The sequence below is a fragment of the Hoylesella buccalis ATCC 35310 genome, from assembly GCF_025151385.1.
GTDB classification, from domain to species: Bacteria; Bacteroidota; Bacteroidia; order Bacteroidales; family Bacteroidaceae; genus Prevotella; species Prevotella buccalis.
Window position 1 is genome coordinate 1,228,163 of the sequence record NZ_CP102287.1, and the last position, 21,115, is coordinate 1,249,277.

17 protein-coding genes and 1 pseudogene are annotated in these 21,115 nt (G+C 45.7%); 1 reads left to right on the top strand and 17 read right to left on the bottom strand.

All coding sequences use genetic code 11. The annotated features are described in order from the left end of the window. Window positions 1–98 precede the first annotated feature (98 nt). From NQ518_RS05175 to NQ518_RS05205, 7 genes are all read right to left on the bottom strand, one after another. Window positions 99–1,049, bottom strand: a complete 951-nt coding sequence (locus NQ518_RS05175) for an endonuclease/exonuclease/phosphatase family protein (protein WP_227960603.1) — start codon at window positions 1,047–1,049, stop codon at window positions 99–101. A 10-nt stretch (window positions 1,050–1,059) separates the two neighbouring features. Beyond that, window positions 1,060–1,950 carry a DMT family transporter gene (locus NQ518_RS05180; protein ID WP_227960601.1) on the bottom strand — a complete coding sequence of 297 codons (891 nt, stop codon included), beginning with the start codon at window positions 1,948–1,950 and terminating at the stop codon, window positions 1,060–1,062. Window positions 1,951–1,994: 44 nt separating this feature from the next. Further along, window positions 1,995–2,777, bottom strand: a complete 783-nt coding sequence (locus NQ518_RS05185) for a prephenate dehydrogenase (RefSeq protein ID WP_227207363.1) — start codon at window positions 2,775–2,777, stop codon at window positions 1,995–1,997. 155 nt (window positions 2,778–2,932) lie between these two features. Further along, the gene (locus NQ518_RS05190) at window positions 2,933–3,997 is read right to left on the bottom strand and encodes a bifunctional 3-deoxy-7-phosphoheptulonate synthase/chorismate mutase type II (RefSeq protein ID WP_227207365.1); all 1,065 of its coding nucleotides are present in this window, start codon (window positions 3,995–3,997) and stop codon (window positions 2,933–2,935) included. 133 nt (window positions 3,998–4,130) lie between these two features. Continuing rightward, window positions 4,131–5,300 (bottom strand): pyridoxal phosphate-dependent aminotransferase, encoded by a 1,170-nt coding sequence (locus tag NQ518_RS05195; protein WP_227960599.1) that lies wholly within the window; start codon window positions 5,298–5,300, stop codon window positions 4,131–4,133. Between the two features lie 400 nt (window positions 5,301–5,700). Further along, window positions 5,701–6,591 (bottom strand): tetratricopeptide repeat protein, encoded by an 891-nt coding sequence (locus tag NQ518_RS05200; RefSeq protein WP_227960597.1) that lies wholly within the window; start codon window positions 6,589–6,591, stop codon window positions 5,701–5,703. Between the two features lie 5 nt (window positions 6,592–6,596). Further along, complete coding sequence (locus NQ518_RS05205) at window positions 6,597–7,187, bottom strand: teichoic acid biosynthesis protein B (protein WP_227960595.1); 591 nt, start codon at window positions 7,185–7,187, stop codon at window positions 6,597–6,599. A gap of 132 nt (window positions 7,188–7,319) precedes the next feature. Between NQ518_RS05205 and NQ518_RS05210 the strand changes: the two genes are divergently transcribed. Next, a complete protein-coding gene (locus tag NQ518_RS05210) occupies window positions 7,320–8,078 on the top strand; it encodes a hypothetical protein (RefSeq protein WP_227960593.1) in 759 nt (252 codons plus the stop codon). Window positions 8,079–8,186: 108 nt separating this feature from the next. Here NQ518_RS05210 and NQ518_RS05215 read toward each other — a convergent pair whose 3' ends face one another. The 10 genes and pseudogenes from NQ518_RS05215 to NQ518_RS05260 all read right to left on the bottom strand — a co-directional run bounded on the left by NQ518_RS05215 (window position 8,187) and on the right by NQ518_RS05260 (window position 20,882). Continuing rightward, the gene (locus NQ518_RS05215; RefSeq protein WP_227960591.1) at window positions 8,187–10,112 is read right to left on the bottom strand and encodes a heavy metal translocating P-type ATPase; all 1,926 of its coding nucleotides are present in this window, start codon (window positions 10,110–10,112) and stop codon (window positions 8,187–8,189) included. 73 nt (window positions 10,113–10,185) lie between these two features. Next, window positions 10,186–10,395 (bottom strand): heavy-metal-associated domain-containing protein, encoded by a 210-nt coding sequence (locus NQ518_RS05220; protein WP_227960589.1) that lies wholly within the window; start codon window positions 10,393–10,395, stop codon window positions 10,186–10,188. Window positions 10,396–10,487: 92 nt separating this feature from the next. Continuing rightward, entirely contained in the window at window positions 10,488–11,105 is a 618-nt protein-coding gene (locus NQ518_RS05225) for a helix-turn-helix domain-containing protein (protein WP_227960587.1), read from the bottom strand. Between the two features lie 596 nt (window positions 11,106–11,701). Then, window positions 11,702–13,075 (bottom strand): MATE family efflux transporter, encoded by a 1,374-nt coding sequence (locus tag NQ518_RS05230; protein WP_227960585.1) that lies wholly within the window; start codon window positions 13,073–13,075, stop codon window positions 11,702–11,704. A gap of 81 nt (window positions 13,076–13,156) precedes the next feature. Further along, a pseudogene (locus NQ518_RS05235) lies at window positions 13,157–13,282 on the bottom strand (SDR family NAD(P)-dependent oxidoreductase); the annotation flags it as partial. A 74-nt stretch (window positions 13,283–13,356) separates the two neighbouring features. Continuing rightward, window positions 13,357–14,448 carry a UDP-N-acetyl glucosamine 2-epimerase gene (locus NQ518_RS05240; protein WP_227960583.1) on the bottom strand — a complete coding sequence of 364 codons (1,092 nt, stop codon included), beginning with the start codon at window positions 14,446–14,448 and terminating at the stop codon, window positions 13,357–13,359. A gap of 186 nt (window positions 14,449–14,634) precedes the next feature. Then, window positions 14,635–15,483, bottom strand: a complete 849-nt coding sequence (locus tag NQ518_RS05245; RefSeq protein ID WP_227960581.1) for a hypothetical protein — start codon at window positions 15,481–15,483, stop codon at window positions 14,635–14,637. After that, entirely contained in the window at window positions 15,480–19,145 is a 3,666-nt protein-coding gene (locus NQ518_RS05250; protein ID WP_227960579.1) for an ATP-binding protein, read from the bottom strand. The genes NQ518_RS05245 and NQ518_RS05250 overlap by 4 nt, the downstream gene beginning before the upstream one ends. Continuing rightward, window positions 19,129–19,683 carry a condensin complex protein MksE gene (locus NQ518_RS05255; RefSeq protein ID WP_227960577.1) on the bottom strand — a complete coding sequence of 185 codons (555 nt, stop codon included), beginning with the start codon at window positions 19,681–19,683 and terminating at the stop codon, window positions 19,129–19,131. The genes NQ518_RS05250 and NQ518_RS05255 overlap by 17 nt, the downstream gene beginning before the upstream one ends. Then, entirely contained in the window at window positions 19,683–20,882 is a 1,200-nt protein-coding gene (locus NQ518_RS05260; protein ID WP_227960575.1) for a hypothetical protein, read from the bottom strand. Before NQ518_RS05260 ends, NQ518_RS05255 begins: the two co-directional genes overlap by 1 nt. Window positions 20,883–21,115 lie beyond the last annotated feature (233 nt).

Consider the following 21,115-nt stretch of genomic DNA (forward strand, 5'->3'; position numbering starts at 1 on the left):
ATCACACATCATCCATGTGTTTTTTTTTACAACCAGATAAAACAAACAGCCTGTGCGTCAGGCATCTACCCTTCATAGGAAAAGGGGAAGTGATGCTGTCAGTCGTCCCATCGGAGTCTGGCCACCAAGGGCAAATGGTCACTGAAACCATTCTGATAACGGGGTCCCAAATAATTCCTCCGAGGCTGCACTCCGCCGTATTTTTCATCGTCTTTTAGCAAGAAAGGGGCATCATGCACATGACATTCCACCAATCTTTGCGCCGTATGCTCATCCACCATGATATGATCCAAGCTACCCCAATCGCCCCGGAAGCGATACGTTCCTTTGGCTCCGTGCATGCCAACGGCGTGTTGAGAAACATCTACAAGGCCATGAACGGTTAACTGTCGGATGTTCTCATCCGTGGAATAGTCGTTGAAATCGCCCATTAGCAGGACATGGGGATGGGCAGACAAGGCACGAAGGGAATCAACCGACTCCAACAACCGATTGATGACCAATCTGCGGTGGGCACGCGTAGGACGTTCACCAGCTGTCCTACTGGGTGCGTGTACCACAAAAACGTGCAGCGTGTCTCGCAAACTGACACGTCCTTTCACGTACAATATGTCACGCGTGGGACGCATCTCTTTCATGGGATGGATGCGAATAGAATAAGATTGAAGTAACTGAAACGTGAAAGGAGAATACAACAAAGCCACATCGATGCCCCGTTCATCAGGCGAATGGGTCATCACATACTCATACCGGGCCTTGCGTAACAGCGATCGTTTGGTCAAATCAACCAAACAACTATCGTTCTCCACCTCGCACAAGGCCACTAAATCGGGCAGCGACCAGCCGTCGTTCGATTCGCCACAAGATAGGATGGTCTGCCCGATGCGGTTCACTTTCTTCCAATAACGGTTAGGTGTCCAATGGTAATCAGATGAAGGCAGGAACTGCTCGTCATGCTTCAGACTGTCGTGGCGGCAGTCGAAAAGGTTCTCACAGTTCAGCTCTACCACGGTGAACACGCCCAGCAACAAGCTCAGCAGATACGTCATCTCAGCAGCATCAGGCGGTCTTTCCTGCGGGCACCTGCCCCTTTCGGCTGCTCAGGTACAAGCCCGTCAATATCAGCGCAGTACCCACGACGAAGTAAACAGTTATCTCCTCGTGCAGAATCCATGCGGCAAAAATGATGGTGGTCACGGGATTCACATACACATAATTGGTTGCCTGCAATGCACCCAGCCGCAACATCACCCACGTCCACAGCCAGAAACAGAGCATGGAAGCCACCGCTCCCAAGAACAGCAGGTTGTACAATATCTTGGGTTGCATCAAGGTTTCGACACTTGGAAACCCTGGTTCAAAGGCATAATAAGGCAACACGGTGAGCAGTCCGTAGAAAAATACCTTTCGAGTAATGAAGGTGGTAGGATATTTCTCGTTGGCTTTTTTGAGCAATAGCGAATACACTGCCCAGCTGATACAAGCCAGCAAAGCCAGCGAATCACCGAGTGGAGAAAGATTAAGCACCAATTGACCGTTGAGCACTACAGCCGCCATGCCCACAAACGAGAAGGCCGTGCCAATGATTTGCCACTTGCCGAGCGGCTCGCCCCTAAACCATATCCGGTGAAGCAGCATGGTGAACAAAGGACACGAGCACACGATGAGCGACACGTTCATGGCCGTTGAGTAACCCAACGCCACATTTTGTGCCAGGAAGAACACCGTTCCGCCCGTCAAACCCAATCCTGCCATCAGTAATTCATCTTTCCATGTGCGGGCAAAAATATGCTTATGGAAAAACAACAACATCAGCACATAGGCTATTAAAAAACGCAACGTGTACACTTGAGCCGGCGAAATGCCGCTTTGAATCAATACTTTGGTGGAGATGAAGGTAGAACCCCAGATAGCCACCGTGAGGAAAGCTACAACGTGATAGAACCACATGATATAAATATATTTAAGCTTTTAAGTTAATTTGTGCTGCAAAGCTACAAATCTTCTTTCACATTTCGCCTTATTTTTGCCAAATATCTTTTCATTCCTTCCGCATCTTTGTTGGCAATGATGTTCAGGAGTTCTTTCAATTCTACCCGTATCTGCGACACTTGGTCGTGCGTGTAGGGATTGAAAAGTATTTCCTGCAAGAGATAATCATCCTCGTTCAACACACCCTTGGCAATGCGCATGTGCCGCTTAAACGTCGTTCCAGGCGCATCTTGATGCTTCATCACGGCCGCAAAGACGAACGTACTGACAAAGGGAATGCTCAACGAATAAGCCACAGTTTTGTCGTGTTCCTCGAACGTGTACTCGTAGATGTGCAGCCCCAGACGCTGGTACAGATCCTTGAAGAAGATGCGCCCCATGTAATCACCCTCGCTGATGATAATGGCATTCTCCTCATTCAACTGGTTTAAGTTGGCAAAAGTGGGTCCGAACATGGGGTGCGTTGAAACGTAAGGGTGGCCCACCTGCTCATAAAAAGCCTTCAAACCCGTCTTCACCGAGCTGATGTCACTCAATATACAGTTGGTCGGCAGGTAGGGCATCACCTCCTGAAAAGCCGGAATGGTGTATTTCACTGTCACGGCGTTGATGACCAGTTCGGGTTGAAAAACCCGCACCTCGTTCAACGAAGTGAAGCGTTGACAGTTGTACGTGAAGCGCATTCGCTTCGGATCTTTCTCGTACACGGCCGTCTCATGGTCGAAACTGAGCAGGTCAAGGAAGAAACTTCCCATCTTGCCTGCACCCATTATCAGTATTCGCATAGCCTGTTTTTAATTCATCATTCATAATTCATAATATAGTTGACAAGTTTACGAGTTTACAAGTTCACCGGTTGATAGTCTTATAAGCAATAAATCTATTTACTTGTCTCCTCGTCAACTTGTAAACTCGTAAACTCGTAAACTTGTCAACTATATTATGAATTAATGATTTTCAGTTGTTGTCTCACACTCTCCTGGTGTATCTCTTCAAAGATATTGGCCACACTCTCAGCCGAGATACCACACTGCTCGCCCTGCTTTCCTCGCTTTTCCAATATCTCTTTGTAACGATTTGACTGCAACACGGTCATGTTGTGTTCTTTCTTGTACTGCCCTATTTCACGGCAAACACGAAGACGTTTTGACAAAAGTGCCATGATTTCATCATCCAACTCGTCAATCTGCGCGCGCAAACTACGCAGACCTTCGGTCGTAGTATGTTCATCACGAATCACCAGCATGCTCAGAATGATGTCCAAGGCATTAGGGGTTACCTGCTGTTTGGCATCGCTCCAGGCGTTGTCGGGATTACAATGCGACTCCACAATAAGTCCATCGAATCCCAAATCCATCGCTTGTTGACTAAGTGGACCTATCAGTTCTCTGCGCCCGCCGATATGACTTGGGTCGCAAATGATGGGCAATTCAGGGATACGGCGACGCAGTTCAATGGGGATTTGCCACATCGGAAGATTTCGATACATTGTTTTTTCGTAGCTTGAAAAACCGCGATGAATAGCTCCTAAACGCTTCACACCAGCCCTATTGAGACGTTCCAAGGCTCCAATCCACAATTCCAAGTCGGGATTGACAGGGTTTTTAACAAGCACAGGGACATCCACACCCTGCAAAGAGTCGGCCAAAGCCTGCATGGCAAAGGGGTTGGCAGCGGTGCGAGCCCCTATCCAAAGGATGTCTAAGCCATGCTTCAAACACAGCTCTACATGCTCTGGGATGGCCACTTCTGTAGAAACAAACATTCCGGTTTCATCCTTCACACGTTTCAACCACGGCAAAGCCTCCTCGCCTTTCCCCTCAAAACCTCCGGGTTTGGTGCGGGGCTTCCACACACCAGCCCTAAAATTATGGCATCCTTTCTTTTTCAATTGCCATGCTGTCCCCATGACCTGTTGCTCCGTTTCGGCACTACAAGGCCCCGCAATGACGAAAGGTCGCTTTACATCACTTTGTAAATTGAGTGGTAATAAGTCTATTTCCATTTCATTTTTTCTATTTTCTATCACCTTTGACACTATGGCAAAGGTAAATACTTTATCCGTATAAATATTTCTAATTGCTCGTTTTGTTCAAATTCTCCCAGTTATTTTGAAGACTTTGCTACATCATAGCCGACTACCATGCCATTGCCTGAAGGCGCATCAAGGCTTCGTTCATCTTTGTTTCTTTGGCACATAGTGATATTCGGATATAGCGTTTTCCGTTGCTACCAAATATAAATCCAGGGGTAATAAAAACGTTCGACTTGTGCAATACACGTTCGGTGAGTTGCTCGGCATCCTTATATTTGGCAGGAATACGCCCCCATAAAAACATCCCCACTTGTGCATGATCATAGCTACAGCCCAAGACTTGCATGATCTGTTCAGCTATCTTGCGACGCTCTTTGTACACCTTCACATTATTTATATAATGCCACATTTCGTCATTAGTATTGTATGCCTCAGCTGCAGCCAACTGAATACCGCGAAAAGTGCCGCTGTCTATGTTGCTTTTTATCTTGAGAATCCACGAAATATACGTTGCATTCGATGCGCACAAGCCCACTCTCCACCCTGGCATATTAAAGCTTTTAGACATAGAGTTGAACTCGATGCAGCAATCTTTGGCTCCCTCTACTTGCATGATTGACAATGGACGGTCGTTAAGTATGAACGAATAAGGATTGTCATTGACAATCACAATATTGTGTTTTTGTGCAAATGCCACTAATTTCTCATAGGTCTCCAATTGCGCATTGCCGCCCGTAGGCATGTGAGGATAATTGGTCCACATCAGTCGAACCTTTGCTAAATCCATTTGTTCTAACTCATCAAAGTCGGGCTGCCATGCATTCTCCTCTCGTAAGTTGTAATTGAGTACCTGTACTCCCAACAATTTACTCAGCGAAGTATATGTAGGATAACCTGGATTGGGAATCAATACGGCATCTCCAGGATTGCAAAAAGCCAGCGTTACGTGCAAAATACCCTCCTTACTACCAATGAGCGGCTGTATTTCGGTTTGTGGATTGAGCCTCACGTCATACCATTTTTCGTAAAAGCGTGCCATGGCTTGGCGCAATTCTGGCGTACCACAGGTGGGTTGATAGCCATGTGTAGAAACGTCGTTGGCTACTTCGCAGAGCTTTTGAACCGTTTGATGAGAAGGCGGCATATCAGGACTACCTATGGCAAGTGAGATGATATCGTTTCCCGAGGCTTGCAGCTGTGCTACTTCTTTCAGTTTCTTACTGAAATAATATTCTTGTATTTGGTTCACACGTTGTGCAGGTTGAATGTTCATTTTGTTGTTGATTTTATAGTTAGACCACGAACTTATCATTCAATCTTCTTCCTCTTTGCCTTTCCGACCTCATGGTGACAGGAAGAATTGTTTTGCTTTCTCTTCATATCCTTATCTGTTTGATGAGGCACTACAAGCGAAAAGCCCCGCTTTCACATATTGTGAAGCGAGGCTTTTATGGGGTTATTTATTGAATTGACTATGGCACACAAACTTCCGCTTCACAAGTGTTTGCAAAGTAAAAATAGAAGTAATAATAAGATGTGTGTGACTGATTCAACATTTTTCTCATATTTCCTAATTCGATTACAAAAGTAGATGATTTATTTGTAACTAACAAACATTTTGCTAAGGAATCATTAAAATAGCTTACATTTTTAATATTTTTAAAGACGATGTATCAAGAATTGCTGAAAATGCCGTATGCGTCCACGTTTTTGTAGGCCTGTTTCACCTTCTGCTCCACATCCTCATCAGCAACACCTTGGGCCTGATCGGCAGCCAATTGAGCAGCCATCTTCTCGGCCATCTCAATGTCTTCCCTACCGCCTTGCTCATCACCCAGCTCCATCCTGAGCGGTCCTCGTTCCTGAAAGGCAACCATCGAGAATGGGTTCACATCTATCACCTTATTATAATAGGTAAGCGCCTCAGCCTTGTTGCCCTTCTTCTGTTCGATGCGAGCCTTCAAAACCAGCACGTCTTCGTTGTCTGCCAACTGTTCTAACAGATGGGTAGCGTCTTCATCCGCAGCGTCCAAATCACCCGAATCCAACAGCGTTTCGCCTCGCAAAAGATAGGCTTCGTATGCTTTGGGGTTCAACATGATGGCCTTGGTGAGCATGGCAATGGCGTTGGTAAGGTCGTCACGACCTATACAGGCTTTGGCATAGCGATACAACACTTGCGGATTTTCACTGTCCACGAGCATGGCTTTCTCGCAGGCATTGCCCATGGCAACATAGTCTTCCATCATATATGCCACGTCGGCCATGCGAAGATAAATCTGCAAATTGTCGGGTTTTGCCTCCATCAGCTTCTGCAATTGTGCGTAGGCACCAGGCAGGTCGTTGTTTCGTATCAATGCCTGTGAATAGTAATCACGCGTCTCCAGATCATCGTGCAGCTGTAAGGCGTGACTGAAACAGCGCAGGGCTTGTTCTATTTGGTTAATCTGTAACGCTCTAACACCATCGTATTTCAGTGTTTCAAAGTTCTTTCGTTCTTCTTCCCGACGCTTTTCTTCCTCGTTTTCAACCTTGCTTCCAAACAGCGATTTCATGAAATTCATAGTTTTTATAGATTTAAAAGTTGTTCGTAAACCGAGTTGGTCATGAAGTCGGTACGCTCCCATTTCGGCCACCAGCCCTTCACATTCTGAAACTCCTGTCCCACATTTTTATACTGTCGATAGGTAAATTTGGCATTGATATACCCCTCTTCACCGTCACGGGCGATGATGAAACAGTGCAGCGTTCGTTGATATCCCACCAGTTCGCCATCCTTCTCAACCGTCTCCAGTACCCATTCTTTCTGTGGAATAGCCACCGACTGGATGCTTACCTTGGGGTATTTCTTTCTAAACAGCTGCGTGCAGGTCTTGCGATACGTCAACGCATCCTCGCCTTTGTACAGATCCTTGCTGTACAAGGGCATGTAATAAGACCCGTTTACTTTCAGCAAGTCAGACTTTCCATCTATCCTGTCGTTAAAGCCAATGGCATCGCCAAGCTCGTGTCCGGCCTGCTCCAACTCCTTCTTGGTCTTCTTCAAAAACTTCGACACCTTTTTATCAAAAGGCTCTTTTTTCTTATCTTGGCTCTGCGCCGACACGTTCGTGACTGCTCCCAATAAAAGGACAAGCACGATATACCCTATTTTCTTCATTGTCGTATCATTTAAAAGTATGTCGCAAAAATAGCATAAATAAGCAGAGAACCAAAATAACAATTGATAATTAAAATAAAATTACCCTTAAAAGTTTTGCGATATTAGCGCGATAACCTATCTTTGTGGCAGATGAAAAAGATGTACATTCTATTGTTGGCAGGGCTGTTTTGCACCAATATCAGTGCGCAGGAGCGTCGCCAAGTATTTCGGTCAACGGCCGAAAAAACAGACTCTGTGCAAGCCAAGCCTACTGATGCTGGCCTCAATCTTCAACCTCACACGGCTGGAACCTATGCCCAACCCATCATCGACAGACATTTGCCGGCCGCACAAACCACGGCTACCGACACACTGCATCTGCCCACCATCAACGCATACGGGCAGATGTTACCCTTCCGTTGGTACCCTTACGGATGGCTGGGGTGGTACAATTGGGATCTTCACCCCGGTCTGAATGTCAACCTTGGTGCATCTGTTTTCGCTTTTTTGGGCAAGAACGCACCTCGTGGAGCTGGGTTCACACAGAACCTGTCGGCCATGTATGCCATGCCCCTGACCAAGAATCTGTCGCTCGCCGTGGGCGGTTATCTCAACAACATTATATGGAGCCGCACCTCATACCGCGATGCCGGACTGACGGCGGCCTTGGGTTATCGCTTTGACGAACACTGGGAGGCTTATCTCTACGGAAAGAAATCCATCGCCCGAACTCGCTTCACTCCGCTACCCTTGTACGATATGGGCACTTTGGGCGACCGCATCGGTGCTGCGGTGAAATACAACTTCAACCCTTCTTTCAGCGTGCAATTATCAGTAGAACGAGGCTGGATGCCCAAACAAGAAAGCCGCTACTTCGACCAATACAACTATCCCGTGCCGGAAAGGTAAACGAAAACCAACGTTTACCCATTCTACCAACCAGTACAAACGCAAACAAGTAGGCTGGGCCAACCACCGACAACCTCTTCTCTTTTCCCACTTGTTTGAACCTTTCAACTACTTCACATACTTTAATCGCAAGCTGTTGAGCACCACACTCACGCTCGAAAAGGCCATCAAAGCACTGGCCCACATGGGCGTTATCTGGAAATTGACACCGAAAAGATGCAGCACACCGGCCGCCAACGGAATGCAAACGATGTTGTAGATGAAGGCCCAAAAGAGATTCTGCCTAATCATCGACACCGTTTTCTTGCTCAGATGGATGGCCTGTGGCAAGCGCCGAAGGTCATCGCCCATCATTGTTACCTGCGCCACATCCATGGCCACGTCGGTTCCCCGCCCCATGGCAATGCTCACATCTGCCATCGCCAGGGCCTGCGTGTCATTGATACCGTCGCCCACCATGGCCACCTGCTTGCCCTCACGCTGCAACTTGCGCACCAAGTTTTCTTTATCCTGGGGCAACACCTTACTTTGATAATGGCGGATGCCCGCCTTCTGAGCCCAATATTTGGCGGCCTCTTCCTTGTCGCCACTCATCATATAGACCTCCACCCCAGCCTCGTTTTGCAATTCAAGCATGGCTTCGCGGGCATTCGGCTTCAGCGTTTCGCGCGCTTCAAGGGGTAAGTCATCAGCCTTGGTAAAATCGATTTGCTGATTCGGAATGGTCAGTGTGCCGGTCTTGTCGATGACCATGGCATTGACCTTACGCAGACTTTCCAGCGCAGTTGCGTCCTTGATAAGCACGTTCTTCTCAGCCGCTTTTCCAATGCCCACCATCAATGCCGTGGGTGTTGCCAAGCCCATGGCACACGGACAGGCGATGACCAGCACCGAGACAGCCGACAGAATGGCTTGCGGAAGAGCCTCGTTGCCACCAAGAAGCCACCATAGCGCGAATGTCAACACGGCTACCCCCATGACTACCGGCACAAAGACCAAAGCCAACTTGTCGACAACGCGCTGCACGGGGGCCTTGCTTCCCTGTGCCTGCTGCACCATTTGGATAATCTGAGCCAACGCCGTATGCTCGCCTATCTGTTGGGCTTTAAATCGAAGTTTGCCCTGCGAAATGACGGTACCAGCCAACACCGATGCCCCAACCTGCTTCAATGCCGGCGTGGGCTCACCGGTTATCATGCTCTCATCAACATAAGCACCGTCTTCGAGCATAAAGCTGGTCGCCCAGGTCACCTCACCATCTACCGGCACTTTCTCACCCGCACGCACCTCCAGCACGTCACCGATCTTGACGGTAGACAGAGGGATGTCCTCCGTTTGCTCACCACTGACCAGATGAGCCGTCTTGGGAGACAAGCCCATGAGCTGGCGAATACTGCCGGCTGTGCTGTCCTTGGCCCTCTCTTCCAACAACCTGCCGGTGAGAACGAAGGTGATGATCATCACCGAGGCATCAAAATAAGTGTGCCACTCAATGCCTCTGCTGCCCCAAACACGCTCTCCATAAAAAGTGTTGAACGCACTGAAGACGAATGCGATGCCCGTGGAGAGTGCCACGAGCGTATCCATGTTGGCCGACCTTTGCAGCAACTGCTTCCAGGCAGATACGAAGAACTGGCGACCGCAGTAGACGAAGTTGGCCAATGCCAGCAGCATGGTCACTTGATTGGACACTTGGACTGACCCCAATGAAATCCATCTCATCGAAACGGCCATGCACAACACGGCAAAAAGCCACGACAGCAGTGTCTTTCGCTTCAGTTGTCTGTACGCATTGCGCTCTATCTCTTCCACCGACCGGTCACTCTCTATCACGAGGTCATAGCCTATGGCATTGATTTCACGCTTCATCTGTTCGAGTGAAATCTCTTTTTCATCATATTCTACCAGTGCGCTTCTGCCTGGCAGACTGACTGACGCTGACTGGATGCCCGGCAGGGAATTGAGCTTCCGCTCCACATGGGCAGAGCAGGCAGAACATGCCATCCCCACCACCGGTATTGTTTTCTTAATCATCTTATGTAGGATAGTTCTTGAGTTTTTGAGTTCATGAGTTCATGAGTTGGTAAGTTTTTTAGTTGTTGAGTGATTACACCTGTAACTCGTAACCAGCCTCATCGACAGCTTTTTTCATGTTCGCTGGTTTTATCAACTCTTCATCATAATTCACCGCAACCGTGTGATTGGCCAGGTCAACCTCAGCCGAATCTACACCCTTGAGGCACGACAATGTGCGTTCTACCTTGGCTTTGCAGTGGTCGCAAGCCATTCCGTTTACTGTAAATGTTTTCTTTTCCATTGTTATATGTTTTAATTGAACACTGCAAAGATACAGCCTTGGTCCACAAAACGTGTTATGGAATTTTGGGAGAAAATTATAAAAAAAGGATATCAGATGGTGTCCAATCCCCTACGCATATTTTTCTTCAATGCCTTGAATTGCGAGGGCGTCATGCCCGTGATTTGCTTAAATTGGCTCGATAGATAAGCCACGCTCGAATAATTGAGTTTATAGGCTATCTCGGTGAGCGACAACTGGTCGTAGAAAATCAGCTCCTTGACACGCTCAATGCGTTGTAGAATGAAATAACGCTCTATGGTGATGCCCGTAAATTCACTGAAAAGCTTGCTCAAACTGCTATATTCACTGTGCAGCTGTTGTGCCAGATAGTCGGAGAGGTTGAGCTGGGAGCGGTTTTCATGATAATGAACCAGGTCGACAATGAGGGTTTTGATGCGGTCGATGGTTTGCTGCCTTTTGTCGTCAAGCAGTTCAAAGCCCAGCTGCCGCAACCCTTTTTCGAGTGTTTCCAACTGTTCTTTATTGAGTTCTTCAGCCAGTTTTACCACCCCTAACTCTACAGATTGAGGTGCGATACCCTGCCGTTGTAGCAACTGCCGCACAGCCATGATGCAGCGGTCGCACACCATATTCTTGATGTACAACACACTTCCGTCGGCAGATGCTCGTTTCTTATCGGCAGTAGATGGCTTTTGCTGATTCTTCATCTCGTTACTCCCTCTCACCCAAACAGCATGAGGTATCTCCTGCAAATGTAGTAAATAAGTCTGTAAACGCCATGTGCAGCGGTTGAATTTTTGGCTTATTCTAACCAACGTTCAGCGCAAGAAGCATGACTATCTATGAACCCAAGCCCATGAAAAAAATAAGAATCAAGTTTTTGGATGATGACGAATTTTCTTGACAACATGACGCTAAATCCTGGCCGTATTTACAAACTATTGTGCCTCTCGTCGCAAATACGCCAAATATGAGCAAATTTTGTAAACCTTTGTATTTCAATATATTAAGATGTAGACGGACCTGTATATATGGATTTTCCACGCTTTTTCAAGGCAAAAGCATTGCTTTTAATCACCAATTGACATGCTTTTGGCGTGCAACCACATGCGAATTGACCGCCAAAGTGAAGTTTCTAAGCGGACAAAAGCATGGTTATTGCTGAAAATACGGCTGACGATTCCCAAATAATCTCCTGCTTTGCATCCTCGCTACCTATTGTTTTTCTCCAGATGAAAGACTTTGAAAGGCCATTTTGAAGGCATATTTCAGTCAAAATACCGAACATTTTCGATCTTCAAACTCAACCTTTTTCACTACTTGGCGTTTCAGTTTGTTGCGCCCGCCTCAACTCACTGAACGTTTTATATAATAGCGGCAGCGTAAGGAGTATCGAGCAGGCATCGCTGCAAGCCTGACTCATCATCACGCCCTGCAAGCCCAGAAAATGGGGCAGCACAACAATCAGCGGGATGAAGAACAGGCCACTGCGCGAGGCAGCCAGCAGGTTGGCGCGGAACGTCTTACGGATGGTTTGCATCAACATATTAGACATAAGGAAAAACGCCATGGCTGGCAACGACACCAACTGCCAGCGCAAGGCCTGCGTGCCGATGCGGATTACCTCTGAATCGTTGCGGAACAACTCGACAATGGCATCCGAGAAAAACCATCCCAGCACGGTGCAAGTCAGCAAGAAGCAGGTTCCTATCCTCACCGCAAACCAGAAACCCTTCCGCACACGGCCATAGAGGCGAGCACCATAGCTGAACCCGCAGAACGGCTGGAAGCCATGTCCCAGTCCAATGACAAAGGCCATGATAATCATTGTAAACCTATTGACGATAGACATAGCTGCCACGGCTGCGTCACCATAGCGCGCCGCAGCCACATTGAGCAGGATGCTGGCCACGCTGGTGAGCCCCTGGCGTGACAGAGAGGGCGTTCCACCGGCCAGAATCTCCTTGATATAGATGCGCGAGGTGGAAAAATGACGAAAGCTGATGCGGATGCTTCCGCCGTGACGGGTCATGCGCAGCAGCACCACAAAGCTGGCCAGCTGACCGAAAACCGTGGCCAAAGCCGCACCAGTGATACCCCAGTCGAGCCAGAAAATAAGGATAGGATTAAGTCCAATGTTGACAATGGCGCCGGCAACGATGCCCCACATGGCAAACGACGCATTGCCTTGGAAACGCATCTGGTTGTTCAGGCACAGCGAACCGGTCATCAAAGGCGCACCAAGGAGTATGATGCCGAGGTATTTCTCTGTGTAAGGCAAGATGGTAGGCGTGCTGCCAAGCCAGACGGAGAGAGGCTTCAGCAAGAGAAGACCTACCACCATGATGACCAATCCTGCCGCAAGAGCATAGAAAAAGCCCGTCGACGCCATGGCCTCAGCATTGTGATGCCGCTGCGCCCCGAGCTCGCGAGCGATGTAGTTGCCCGACCCATTGCCGAAAAAGAAACTGAATGCCTGGATAACGAACATCACAGAGAACACGATGCCCACGGCCGCGACGGCCTGAGTGTTGATCTTTCCCACGAAATAGGTGTCGGCTACATTGTACAAACTGGTAACCAGCATGCTGACAATCGTGGGCACAGCCATGGTTCCGATAACCCGATAAACGGGCCCTTGCGTTAAGAATGTATAGTTGTCTCTGTGTTGTTGCATACGAATCTCACGAATTGTGGTGCATGCCGGGTGTCATCACGGTATGCGTATCGTCCCGACGTTGCCGCCCCGGCATCATGACATAGATGACAAACGCACTTGGTTACGGCCAGTCAAGATAAGGTCGTAGCCGTTTTTTGCAAACGCACGGGCACAAGCTTCACCTATTCCACTTGTCGCACCTGTAATCAAAGCAATTTTCTTCATAGCTGAAAAAACACGGCCTTGCTCCGTCCTGTGCATACGCAGGAATACTGGCAAGGCCTTTGTTGGTGATACGTTTATGACTGTTCCAATAATATTTGTACGATTCGCTCGGCGCTCCTTCCGTCCCATCGATCGGGAATGGCGCATTTTTTCCATGTGCCATTGACCATATCTTCAACGGCCTTGCCCAACAACTGGGCATCTTCGCCAACCAAAACGTTGGAACCGACCTTGACCGTTTCAATATGTTCGGTGTAACTGTTGAGCGTGATGCAGGGAATGTTGTTGAACGTTGCCTCTTCGGCCACATTGCCACTGTCGGTAATCACACCGCAAGCATGAGCGGTGAGATAGCCAAACTGCAAGTAGGAAAGTGGCTTTATCAGCCTGAATGTGGGATGATTTGAACCTAAAAGTTCAGCCACGACAGCTGCCGAACGACTGCGAAGCGGCGCCAACACCATCTTGCCGGCGGCTTTGTCGAGCATGGCATGGAGCATGTCTTTAAGGTTTGCCTTGTCTGCCAGCAAAGCCTTGCGGTTCAAAGTGAAAACAATGTAGTCGCCTTCTCTCACTCCCAGTTCGTCAAGCGTGGCAGGACGTTGCAGCCTGCTGTGATTGAAGCGCAACGTATCCATCAAGATATTGCCCACCATATATATCTTCGACAACTCGGCACCCTCACGCGTAGCAGTGCTGTTGCTGCCCATACCGGCCGTGAACAACAAGTCGCTCAACCCATCAATGACCAGTCTGTTGATTTCTTTGGGCATGTTGATATCAAAACTTCGCGTGCCTGCGACCAGATGCGCCAAGGTGACGCCTTGCTTCTTCGTCACGATGGCCGTTGCCAACGTAGAAGCCAAGTCGTCCACGACAATCACGACATCGGTAGGATGGGTCTGCAAATAATGCTCAAAGCCAGCCATGACGAGTCCGGTGAGTTGGTTGAGATTCTCACAATCAACCCCTAAATAGGTGTCTGGATAGGGCATTTGAAGATCGTCAAAAAGCGACTTCTCCAGGGTGGGATCGTCCTCCTTACCGGCATAAACCAATTGGTAAGAAATATCTCTGCCAGCATCTGCCGCCTTTTGGATGGCCCTGATGATGGGTGCCACCTTGACAAAATTGGGCCGTGCGCCCGCTACGATACATATATTCATTGTACTATTTTTCTGCAAAGTTATACATTATTAATAGAACGGCCATACATTTAGACGGAAGAACTTGTCTTTTTGCCCAGACAGAAGCATATCTTGTGACTTCTGCCATGCTACTACCCTATCAGAAGACAACAGCGTTGTTCGATTTATTGATGCACTCTCCTTTCATGAGAGGCACGCATACGGTTATTCTTTTTGTATATATCCCTCTTGATCGTAACCTTTATGTGTGCGATGAATAAGGTTGACCAGAGGCTGTACCCGCTGATCCGTAACAACCATATCTTTGAATTTGTCGTATTGTGCATCGTATCTTTGTCCGCTACCGTGTTGTAAACGTGTGGCTATGTCGGTGGGAATGAGGAACGAAGCACGAGAATCTAAATGCTTGTAAAATTCTGATAAATAGATATGTATACCCGCCAAATCAAAATCACCAAAGTGGATATAAGGGTTAGGAATGGTTTTCAACCATTTTATCAAATCGCCCGATTGAGGATAACGTGACACAAACAACAGTCTGTTGTTAGGAAACAAATAGCGCTGATGGGCTATCTGCACGAAGTTTTCCACATTCTCCATACCTATAACCGTTACGTCTTTTGGAATGACAAACGAAGGATAATCATGGATAAAAGGCAACATGCCAGGTTGAAAACGAAGTGTTTGACGCACGCCCGACAGCTTTACCTCCAATGGTTCGTATCCATTTACCAAAAAGCCCCTCATTGTTCGTTGCCTCAACAACTTCGAATCTCCCGACAATGCCACCTGCCTACTGCGTTCGGTATCATGTTTCAGCTTCATATCCAATATGGCCTGCACATCTCGCAAATTGTATTTTTCTGCCAAATATTTTTGAAAATAGTCAACAGCGGCTACCTTATACGTCACTCTGCTGCCATGACTAATCGCGACAAGCACACCGTCTTGCAGCATTTCATTTATCCATTTACCCTTTAATTTACTGGCAGCAATCGTTTCTCCGGCAGCCAATGCGCACAGATTTTCCAATAGCGAACGTGTGATATTCATACTTTCATCGTAATAAGTGCTTTGACAAGCGTGTTCGATTTGTTATCTTTTGTGAGCAGATAAGTATACTTGTAATCGGATACCGCATACGATATAGGCGAGCTGTTCACCAAATAGATGTTGCGAACATTAGCAAATTTCAGAATTCCCCGCACGTTGTTGGGATGCAATTTACCTATCTCGTCCATCATACAATGCAAGGTAAAGTCGCCAAACTTTCTCGACACCTTTTCCTTAAACACGTTGATAAGCATGATGTTAACCATTGCTTTCACTAAAATATCCGTACCATCCGAGCCCACATTCGATATTTTTTCTATCCAACCCGTATCGTTATCGTTTTCTTTGATGCGGAATTGCAGTTTGAAGGTATCGCTCAAAACCAACCTACTTCTGTTCGGATTCTCGTTTAAACACACCATGAAGTCAAACAATCGTTTGGTGACCCCTCTGTTGGTATCATCTCTTTGTTGTACAGATGAAAACAGATTCAGTTCGCCTATGTCGTAGCTATGCTCGTCGTTAAAGGTTTTCATATCGTTGAGCAATATCATTAAGCGGTCGCTACTGGGCTGACTGCGCAAGGCAATTTCTTTAATCACGCCCGCAAAGTTACGCTCGTGGAAGTCGGCATTGATGTCGTTAATAATCTTTCCTATCTCACTGGCGTAGCTGTTAATGCTTCCCACCTCTTTTGATATGCGTTGCAGGATGTCGCCATATCTATCGCTAAGCCTCCTACTATATTCCTCTATTTTGTCATGATCTATAAAGTCGCACAAATTTTGCGCAAATGCCATATAGTCATCATCTGTGTTTAATTGGGTTTTAAAGGCGAAAGTGTTCTTCGTAGAGAAGTAGCTTTTAAATCGATCTACGTTTTGTTTTAATGCATCAGCCTTCCCAAATTTATCATATAGGCTGTCTTTGAGTAATTGCAAAACCTGCTCTGTAGGGTCTGTTGATGCCTTTGGCTTGACAGTTGTCCATTCAATTGAAGTTTTGTTCTCTATAGACAGTTTGAAATTGTCAACTGCTGTCAGCCCTTTTTCCAATTGATTTTGTTCCGCTTCTTTTTGTCTTATGTTTGTTTCAAACTGCAATTTCTGTTGTCCTAATCTACTACTTCTTAACCTAAATTTTTCATCCAACAGCGCCAAGTCATTTTCCAATTTCCTCTTTTGCTCTTTCTTTTTATCCTCTTCGGGCAACCATTCTTCTTTAAACGATAAATACTCGAAATATCGTTTGCGGTTGTTGTTAATAAAATCAAGCTCTTTTTGTAACGTTATCAGCTTATCATTTATTTGTTGCAAAGCAGTTGTATTCACCCCTTGCCCAGCCAACTCGCTGCTTTCTTGTATTTTTAACTGATTGATCTGACTATTGACAGCGGTGGTTTTTTCTTGCGTTTCTTGTAGCAATTTTTCTATTTTGCTATCCGTTTCTATACGTTTTGCATTGTTTGCAGATGCGGATTCTTGTTCACAAGCTTTCAATTCCCGACTCCGCTTGTTGCGCAATTTCTCTTTTTCTTGTTGGAAGGTAGATAGTTGTTCTTGCAGTTTACTGATTTGCAGGTCGATATTTTCTAATCGTTTTTGTTTTTCCTCCTCGTTTCGTTTATCCCAATTTTGCATTTTAACCTGTTCAACTTTTATCTGTTGAGCCGTTTGTAGCAGGTTGGCATCTAAAGTTTGGTGTGCCATACGCAGATCTCTAATCTGTTTAGCATACCGATTTTCTATTTGTTGGATGTTCTCTTGGGTGGCAGTAGTACATTCATAAATACGCTTTTTGTTTTCTTCAATCTCTTGTTCAGCATCTTGTTTTTCAGCTTTCAAATCGTCTGGCGTACGGAGTTCACGCTCTATATGCGACAAATCCACATCTACTCCGAAGAGCGAAGCATTGTGTTGACTGCTCAATTGCGGGTGCAGCAGATTGTTATACAATACATGTTGTTCGTCAACCACCTTGCCAATCGTTTGTTGCCACCCCTGCTTATGCGTAGACAGCCACTCATAAAACGATCCCTTGTACTGTGCAAGAAGCTCATCAAGTTTCGCTATTTGTTGAGCAAGCTTTTCATTCTTTTGGTCCAAGTCTTTCTGTTTAGCTTGCAATTCCTGCTCTATTTTTTGCCTTTCGGCTTCAGCTTCATGCCTCAGTTCATTGATTTTACTGCGATTTTGCTCCTTTTCAATTTCTGTTTTCCTATGTTGTTCATGCAGTTGATCTATATTATTTTTACATTGTTCTAACTCGGTGGCGTACAAATGAGTATTCTGGTATACCGATCTTTTACTCTTTGCAGCCGACAAATCAATGTTAGCTGTTTGTATTTTCTCATCAACAGTTTGACTTTCAACATCAAAATGCGCATAAATCTCTTTGTTTCGCTCCTCTTTTTGTTGTGCTATTCGTGCCACTTCCTTGTTGTACACCTCTTGTAAAAGGTTTTTCTTTTCGTTACAAGTGGCTTCAATAGTGCGAAGTTCTAATTGCAGTTTTTCTGTCAGTGCTGCGTATTTATCAGTGATACTCTTATGTTGCAGTGTTAGTTCTTCTTTATATCGTTTCTTATTCTCTATTTCGTTTTTTACAAAATCCTCTTTCTCAATTCTGCTAACCACAGACAAGATATCGCTTTGCTGGTAAAACTTTCTCTTGTCAGCAATTTCTTTCAAACGAGCATCTACCGCTCCCAACTCACGATTTTTACCATCCTTCTGTTTGTTGTACTTGCCGCTTTCTTCTGAAATCAGTCTATTGATACGCTCAAACTCTTCTTTTAATTTTCCTAATTCTTGATGTAACAAGGGCAAACGCTGCTCATCTCGTTGATAAGCATATACCAATTCGCTAATCAGCTCTTTGATTTTAGCGGTAATCATCAATAAGTCATGATAAGCCTTCTCCACTTTAGCGGCATCTCTTCGCACCGTAACCACCCCATGCTTGTCGGTTTTATACCACAAATGAACGTCATTGTATTCTTGTTCAAACGCCGACACCTGACTTCTATAATAAGCCAAATCAATAGAAATCTCGTCATCCGTCATCGAACTAATCATGGTGTTTTTGATGAACTCGGCATCCAGCTTCGTGTTCAGAAACACATTTTGAATGGTTCGTGGAATGTTTTGATACTTATTGCTTTCGGCAATGGCATATTTACGAAACTCGGGTTGCACCTCATGTCGGTTTCCAAAGATAATGTCGCGATACTCCTCATACCTATCAATGATACGAGAAGTGTGTACCCCTTTGTCTACTTTTTGTTGTATGTGCATCCACTCGGTGTACACTTCACCTTGTTCGTTCATGAGAATCTCGCGCCGATAAGCACAGTCGATAAACCGAAAAGACACCCTCCCCCGATGCTTAAAGGCCAAAATGAAATACGCATTGGTATCTCTAATCACTTCGTAAACGATATAAGAGTTAGGGTAAGGAAAATAAAAAGCATCGAAAGACAGCTTTTCACGCGGAATACCCAGCTTCAATTTGTCGGCGTTGTAGAAAAACAACAACGCTCGTAGCACCGTACTTTTACCGACACCTTGTGTTCCTACAAAGTGAACGTTGCCGTCTACCTTTACTTCTGCATACGGAATGTGTGCGCTGTTGATGAAAACAATCTTATTCAGGTATCTCATTCTTCACCTCCTCTGATATGGTTAAGCAGTCAACAAGTTCTTCCATGTAATGAAACGCATCTGTCACTACATACTGTTTCGTCACCTCACTGATAAGTTCGGCAAAGCCATTGTCGGTTAACTCTTTCATTAACCGCTCTATGATTTCCTGATGTGTGCTGTGCCTGCCACGAAACAATTGTTCAGCCTTCTCTTTCAACTCAATATCCGAACTCAATCTTACCTCGATGTCTGACGTCATGAATTCAAAGCCGGATGAAAAGGTACCGTTGTATGTTTTCAAGAAATCAAGAATGTCAATCCATTGTGCCATGCGCTCTAATTTGCGTTGCATATCGGTCTTACTCTCTTTTCTGCAAAAATAAAAATACCCATTACCTCCTTCTAACAAAAAGCCAATGCCAGCATAATAGTCGGCATATTCTTGTTGATGATCTTCCAACAAGTCGTAATAAGCTCTCATGTTTTGCGATGTGCTATTGCGTGAGATAAACATTCCCTTGCTTAATATGCTAAAAATTTCTTCGGTCTTTTTCATTATTTTGCCGGATAAATAAGTGGATACTCTATGTTTTGAGTAGTTTCAGTTTGACTTGTAAAACGCAATTCGCTTTCGTATTGTGTGGCTATTTGGCAGAATAGCACCAGCTTTTCTTCTATGTTCAATTCTCTTTTATACGCATGGTTCATCACGAAAGCAAACAAATGGCTGCCTTGCGCCCTAAAGGCATTCATCATTTCTTGCTGGCTCACTACCGATATTCGTTCTTCTTGCTGCTGAATATAAGCCGCATCAATAGCTTCGGCAGCCGTTTGTTGCGCCTTGTTGGGCAATTTGATGCGTTGCATGACGTTTTGAAGAAGTTCTATCGCCCCATCTTCGTTGCGTAAATAGTTGATAGACAGTTTGAGCCTGTATCCAGCTTGTGGCTCTATCCACACAGGATTTATCTGCCCCATCACCATTTTTACATTGGTATGTTCCTCCCAGGTAAGTTGATCTTTCAGGTATTTTATTTGCTGAATTTTCTTGAAAAGTTTATTTTGGTAATCAATGAAATTCAGATAGCCAATAATTTGCCGATCAATTTCCAACAAATTGTGATAAACCTCGTTCAGCTGTAGTTTCACATCTGTCACCACGCTGCGCAACTGTACATCCATGGCTTGCGCAAAAAACACGGGTTGGCTTATGTCGATTACGTTCTCAACTTCCTTGATGAGCGTTGCAATGGTGCTACGTTTCTCGTCCAAATGGATGAGCCTTGCTCGCTTGACAAGATAATTAGGTTCGTTCTTATAAGTATTATCCACATTTCGTTTCAGGTCTATCACGTTGCGAACAGTGGTAAGTGCTATGTTTTTCAGAATCTTTCTTACCTTTTTGTGATAGTCCATGCGGCGACGCTCATTATTCTCTTTCAGATAGTATTCAATATTTTCGTTGAGCGTTGTGATATATTCTGCCACCGAAGCCGTGTTGATTTGTTCGTTTACCTCTAACACTTCTTCAAAGAATTGCAGATACACGTCTTCCATTTCCAAGTAGTTCCCCGATTCGTGTATGATGCCATAGTCTATCAAAAACCTGATTCGTTCTTCTTTATAGTCAACCAATTCGCGTGCATAGTCGGTCTTGAAAGAGAACGATTTGCGTTTGGCGAACATCTCACGCAGCAATGTCTTTTCTCTTCCCAATACTTTAATCAGCTCTTCTATGGAACGAAATGTTTTCATGTTCGGTTAAATGGTCTTATCGCCTATGGCTCGTTAGGCGAAGCATGATAAGCAACAGACTCTTTTTTTTTCACGATTTAGTGGATGTGTTTCTACATGGCTGGACGTTCAGTTGTGCAAAGGGGGTGCCATCAAAAACAGACTTACACAAAAAACGGCTTTTGATGACTGATGGTAGAAAGAATCAAGTCCGTCATTATCTTTGTGGGAAAGATGCGTTTTTGGGATGCTTC

Excerpts from the sequence above, each read along its gene's own strand:
- NQ518_RS05175 (WP_227960603.1), bottom strand. The coding sequence starts at position 1,049 with ATGACGTATCTGCTGAGCTTGTTGCTGGGCGTGTTCACCGTGGTAGAG.
- NQ518_RS05180 (WP_227960601.1), bottom strand. The coding sequence starts at position 1,950 with ATGTGGTTCTATCACGTTGTAGCTTTCCTCACGGTGGCTATCTGGGGT.
- NQ518_RS05185 (WP_227207363.1), bottom strand. The coding sequence starts at position 2,777 with ATGCGAATACTGATAATGGGTGCAGGCAAGATGGGAAGTTTCTTCCTT.
- NQ518_RS05190 (WP_227207365.1), bottom strand. The coding sequence starts at position 3,997 with ATGGAAATAGACTTATTACCACTCAATTTACAAAGTGATGTAAAGCGA.
- NQ518_RS05195 (WP_227960599.1), bottom strand. The coding sequence starts at position 5,300 with ATGAACATTCAACCTGCACAACGTGTGAACCAAATACAAGAATATTAT.
- NQ518_RS05200 (WP_227960597.1), bottom strand. The coding sequence starts at position 6,591 with ATGAATTTCATGAAATCGCTGTTTGGAAGCAAGGTTGAAAACGAGGAA.
- NQ518_RS05205 (WP_227960595.1), bottom strand. The coding sequence starts at position 7,187 with ATGAAGAAAATAGGGTATATCGTGCTTGTCCTTTTATTGGGAGCAGTC.
- NQ518_RS05210 (WP_227960593.1), top strand. The coding sequence starts at position 7,320 with ATGAAAAAGATGTACATTCTATTGTTGGCAGGGCTGTTTTGCACCAAT.
- NQ518_RS05215 (WP_227960591.1), bottom strand. The coding sequence starts at position 10,112 with ATGATTAAGAAAACAATACCGGTGGTGGGGATGGCATGTTCTGCCTGC.
- NQ518_RS05220 (WP_227960589.1), bottom strand. The coding sequence starts at position 10,395 with ATGGAAAAGAAAACATTTACAGTAAACGGAATGGCTTGCGACCACTGC.
- NQ518_RS05225 (WP_227960587.1), bottom strand. The coding sequence starts at position 11,105 with ATGAAGAATCAGCAAAAGCCATCTACTGCCGATAAGAAACGAGCATCT.
- NQ518_RS05230 (WP_227960585.1), bottom strand. The coding sequence starts at position 13,075 with ATGCAACAACACAGAGACAACTATACATTCTTAACGCAAGGGCCCGTT.
- NQ518_RS05240 (WP_227960583.1), bottom strand. The coding sequence starts at position 14,448 with ATGAATATATGTATCGTAGCGGGCGCACGGCCCAATTTTGTCAAGGTG.
- NQ518_RS05245 (WP_227960581.1), bottom strand. The coding sequence starts at position 15,483 with ATGAATATCACACGTTCGCTATTGGAAAATCTGTGCGCATTGGCTGCC.
- NQ518_RS05250 (WP_227960579.1), bottom strand. The coding sequence starts at position 19,145 with ATGAGATACCTGAATAAGATTGTTTTCATCAACAGCGCACACATTCCG.
- NQ518_RS05255 (WP_227960577.1), bottom strand. The coding sequence starts at position 19,683 with ATGAAAAAGACCGAAGAAATTTTTAGCATATTAAGCAAGGGAATGTTT.
- NQ518_RS05260 (WP_227960575.1), bottom strand. The coding sequence starts at position 20,882 with ATGAAAACATTTCGTTCCATAGAAGAGCTGATTAAAGTATTGGGAAGA.